4 protein-coding genes are annotated in these 4401 nt (G+C 70.8%); all 4 read left to right on the top strand.

What is annotated here, in order from left to right; all coding sequences use genetic code 11:
* On the top strand, positions 1-418 hold a 418-nt coding region (locus tag ABYE80_RS17600), incomplete at its 5' end, for a hypothetical protein (RefSeq protein ID WP_372791611.1).
* Positions 415-2007 (top strand): MlaD family protein, encoded by a 1593-nt coding sequence (locus ABYE80_RS17595; protein WP_372791610.1) that lies wholly within the window; start codon positions 415-417, stop codon positions 2005-2007. The genes ABYE80_RS17600 and ABYE80_RS17595, both read left to right, overlap by 4 nt.
* The gene (locus ABYE80_RS17590; RefSeq protein ID WP_372791609.1) at positions 2004-3623 is read left to right on the top strand and encodes an MlaD family protein; all 1620 of its coding nucleotides are present in this window, start codon (positions 2004-2006) and stop codon (positions 3621-3623) included. The genes ABYE80_RS17595 and ABYE80_RS17590 overlap by 4 nt, the downstream gene beginning before the upstream one ends.
* The coding region (locus ABYE80_RS17585) for an MlaD family protein (RefSeq protein WP_372791608.1) at positions 3620-4401 on the top strand (782 nt) is incomplete at its 3' end. The genes ABYE80_RS17590 and ABYE80_RS17585, both read left to right, overlap by 4 nt.

Below are 4401 nucleotides of genomic sequence, written 5' to 3'. Positions count from 1 at the left end.
GCTGACGAAGGCCGCCGTGCCGCTCAACGAGGTGGCCACCAAGAGCGCCGAGCGCAACGGCGCCACCCGCGAGGGCGCCTTCCCGGCCACCGTCAAGGCGCTGCAGGGGTCGACGCCCGAGCTGGCGTACGCCCGGCCCTACGCGGTGGAGCTGACGGGCTGGTTCGACGACTTCAGCCACTCGGGCATCTACGACGCCCTCGGCGGATCGAGCCGGCCGGCGCTCCACGCCAACCTCTTCACGCTCGTCGGCGGGCAGCTCCAGTTCATCCCGCCGGAGCTGCGTCAGCAGGCCTTCCGCGCAGGCGCGCAGGTCGGGCAGCTCAACCGCTGCCCCGGGGCGCTCGAGCGCGGCGGCATCTGGAAGCCGACCCCCGACTACAACTGCGACGAGACCCAGGTGCCCCCCGGCCCATGAGACGTCTCGCCGCGATCCTCATCCTCGTGCTCGGTGCCGTGTTCGCGGTCGTCGGGACCGGCGCCGGCGACGGCGAGTCGGGTTCCCGTTCCTACAAGGCGGAGCTCGACAACGCGTTCGGGCTCGTCACCGGCGGCGACCTCAAGGTCGCCGGCGTGCGCGCGGGCAAGGTCACCGACCTGGACCTCGACCCCGAGACGAACCGCGCGATCGTGACGTTCGAGGTCACGGAGACCGGCTTCGGGTCCCTGCGCACGGACGTGACCTGCGAGGCCCGCCCGCAGTCCCTGATCGGCGAGTACTTCCTGGACTGCCTGCCCGGCACCGCGAAGGCCGAGCTACCGCCGGGCTCGACGATCCCGGTCGCGCGGACGGTGTCCACCATCCCCGGCGATCTCGTCAACAACGTCCTGCGCCGGCCGTACCGCGAGCGGCTCGCCATCATCCTCGGGGAGCTGGGCGCCGGCGTCGCCGGGAACGGCAAGAACCTCAACGACGCGATCCGCCGCGCCAGCCCCGCACTGCGCGAGACGAACAAGGTCCTGCGCACGCTCGCCAAGCAGAACCGCATCCTCGCGGACCTGGCCCGCGACGCCGACGTGGTCGTCGGCGATCTCGCGTCCAACCGCAAGGACGTCGGCCGCTTCGTGCTCGAGGCCCGCGACACGGCAGCCGCCTCCGCGGAGCGTCGCGACGCGATCGCCGCCGGGTTCCGCAAGCTGCCGGGCTTCCTGGCCGAGCTGCAGCCGACCATGAAGGCCCTTGGCGAGACCGCGGACGCCCAGACGCCGGCGCTGAGGAACCTGCAGGCCTCCGCCAAGCAGCTCGAGCGGCTCGTCGGCAACCTCGGCCCGCTGGCCAAGTCCTCCCGCCCGGCGATCTCGTCGCTCGGCAAGGCCTCCGACACCGGCCGTGGCGCCCTCAGCGCCGCGAAGTCGACCGTCGAGGAGCTCGACAGGTTCAGCGAGAAGGCCCCCGAGGTCGGCAACAACCTCCGCTTCGTGCTCGAGCATCTCGACGACCGCGAGCACGGCGTGGAGGACGACCCCCGGAGCCCCGGCGGCAAGGGCTACACGGGCTTCGAGGCGCTGCTCACGTACGTCTTCGACCAGGTGATGTCGGTCAACATCTACGACCAGAACGCCCACGTCCTCAACATCAGCCTGATCCCGCCGAACGACCCGTGCGCGGGCTACGCCGACGTCGCCCGGGCCAAGGACCCGGAGACCAAGGACTGCCCGAGCATCCTCGGCCCCAACCAGCCGGGCATCAACTTCTTCGACCCGTCGGCCGGGGACCCGAGCCCCGCTCAGGTGCGCCGTCGGGTGGAGGGCGAGCTGGCCCCGGAGGCCCGCAAGCCGGTCCCGGCCCACGCGCTGCCCTACGAGGAGCAGAAGCCGGCCGACGCCGAGAAGCCCAAGCGCCCGTCGATCGACGTGCCGCTGCCCGTGCCGAGCGTGGAGCTGCCGCCCCTGCCCGGTCTGCCGGACGTGAAGATCGGGAGCGGCAAGGGCCTGCCGGAGACCGGGCTGCGTAGCGAGAGCCCAGAGGCCCGTGACGCGTTCCTCAACTACCTGTTCACCAAGTGACCGGCCGGCGCAACAACCCCTCGATCGTCGCGAACCCGGTCCTGGTGGGCGCGGTCACGACGCTGATCGTGGTCGTCGCGGTCTTCCTGGCCTACAACGCCAACAACGGCCTGCCGTTCGTGCCGACCCGCGCGCTGAACGTGCAGCTCGCGAACGGGGCGAACCTCGTGCCGGGCAACGAGGTCCGCTCCGGCGGCTACCGGGTCGGCGTCGTCGAGGACATGAAGCCGATCTCGCTCCCGAACGGTCGGGTCGGGGCGCTCCTGAAGCTCAAGCTCGACGACCGGGTGGGCGAGATCCCGACGGACTCCACGGTCGTGGTCCGGCCGAGGTCGGCGCTCGGGCTGAAGTACGTCGAGCTCCACATCGGCAAGGAGGGGCGCAAGCTGCCGGACGGGGGCACCCTGCCGCTGGCACAGACCCGCGCGTCGACCGAGCTCGACGAGGTCTTCAGCACGTTCGACGCCAAGACGCGGCAGGCGAACCAGGACAACCTCCAGGGGTTCGGTGACGCGTTCAGCGGTCGCGGCGCCGGCATCAACGAGACCCTGCGTGTCGCGCCCGCGCTCGTGCTGTCGCTGAAGAACGTGATGACGAACCTCAACGACCCGCGCACGCGCCTGCCGCGGTTCTTCGCGGAGCTCGGCGACGCCGCCCGCATCGTCGCCCCGGTCTCCAAGCAGAACGCCGAGACGTTCACGTTCCTCGCCAACACCTTCGACGCGATCGGGCGCGACCCCGAGGCGCTCAAGGCCACCATCAGCAAGAACGTGGACACCCTCGAGGTCGGCACGCGGTCCCTCGCCGTGCAGCGCCCGTTCCTCGGTCGGTTCACGCGGCTCTCGCGCAACCTCAACGGCGTCAGCCGTGAGCTCCGGGCGTCCCTGCCCACGATCAACCGCGCGGTCGAGGTCGCGACGCCCGTGCTGGCGCGCTCCGTCACGCTCAACGATCAGCTGCAGGACACGATGGACGCGCTCCGCGGGCTCGCCGTCGCGCCGACCACCAACGGGGCGCTGCGCGGCCTGACCGCCACCGTGACGTCCCTGAACCCGACCCTGCGCTTCCTCGGCCCGTACGTGACCGTCTGCAACTCCTGGAACTCCTTCTGGACCTTCGCCGCCGAGCACCTGAGCGCGCCGACGAACACCGGCAGCCAGCAGCGGGCGATGCTGAACACCGCCCCCGAGAACTTCCCGGGCGGCGACGGCGTCACGCAGATCGGCGCCAACGAGTTCGCCCACGGCAAGGAGAGCCCGGAGCCCGGATCGGTCAAGACCCGGTTGCACAACGCGCTCTTCGGCCCGGCGATCACGAAGGACGGCAAGGCCAACTGCGGCGCCGGTCAGCAGGGCTACGCGCAGAGCCACAACCCGTACCGCGACCGCACGCTGCCCGGTGACCCGTACCGCGACGTCTTCGTGGAGACGCCCAACGTCGACAACGTCCCGCGCGTGGGCTCGACCTTCAAGAAGTACGACAAGAACGGCAAGGGGATCGGCCGCAACCGCGACGAGGTGCCCGCCGGTCAGACGTTCAGCTACCGGCCCGAGGGTCGCGGCGTCGACGTGCCGCGGCTCCCGCCCGAGAAGGCATCGGGGGTGCCCGAGCCATGAGACGCAACCAGAAGCGCGGCATCAGCTACTTCGGCGCCGGCCTGATCACGATCGTGATCATCGCGATCGGCACGTACCTGGGGTTCAGCAAGGACGTCCCGTTCATCAACCAGCCGTTCGAGCTCCAGGCCGTGTTCCCGAGCTCCAACAACATCCGGACCAACTCGCCGGTGCGGGTCGCGGGTGTCACCGTCGGCAAGGTCACCGCGGTCGAGCGCGTGCGTCCGGGCGCCGAGGCGGCGCGTGTCGTGATGGCGATCGACGAGAACGGACTCCCGATCCATCGCGACGCCAAGCTGCAGATCCGACCGCGCATCTTCCTCGAGGGCAACTTCTTCGTCGACCTGCAGCCCGGGTCTCCCTCGGCGCCCACGGTGTCCGACGGCGACACGATCCCGATCAACCAGACCTCCGCTCCGGTCCAGCTCGACCAGATCCTCACCGCGCTCCAGAACGACACGCGCGAGGACCTGCAGAAGCTCCTGCAGGAGCTCGGGTCCGGGCTCGACGGCGAGGGCGGGCGCGGATACAACCGCTCGATCGACTTCTGGGAGTCGGCCTACCGCGACTCGGCGATCGTCAACGACGCCTCGCTGGGCACGGCGAGCCGCGACCTCAGCGGGTACGTCCGCGACGCCGGCGCCACGGCGGCCGCCCTGGACCGCAACGCCGACCAGCTGAAGAACCTCATCACGGACTTCAACACGACCGCCCGCTCGTTCGCGGTGGCCGACCAGCCGCTCGAGCAGGCGATCGCCGAGCTGCCCCGGACGCTCCG

The organism is Paraconexibacter sp., from assembly GCF_041602235.1.
In the GTDB taxonomy this organism is placed as follows: domain Bacteria; phylum Actinomycetota; class Thermoleophilia; order Solirubrobacterales; family Solirubrobacteraceae; genus Paraconexibacter.
This window is presented reverse-complemented; position numbering and strand designations above follow the sequence as displayed.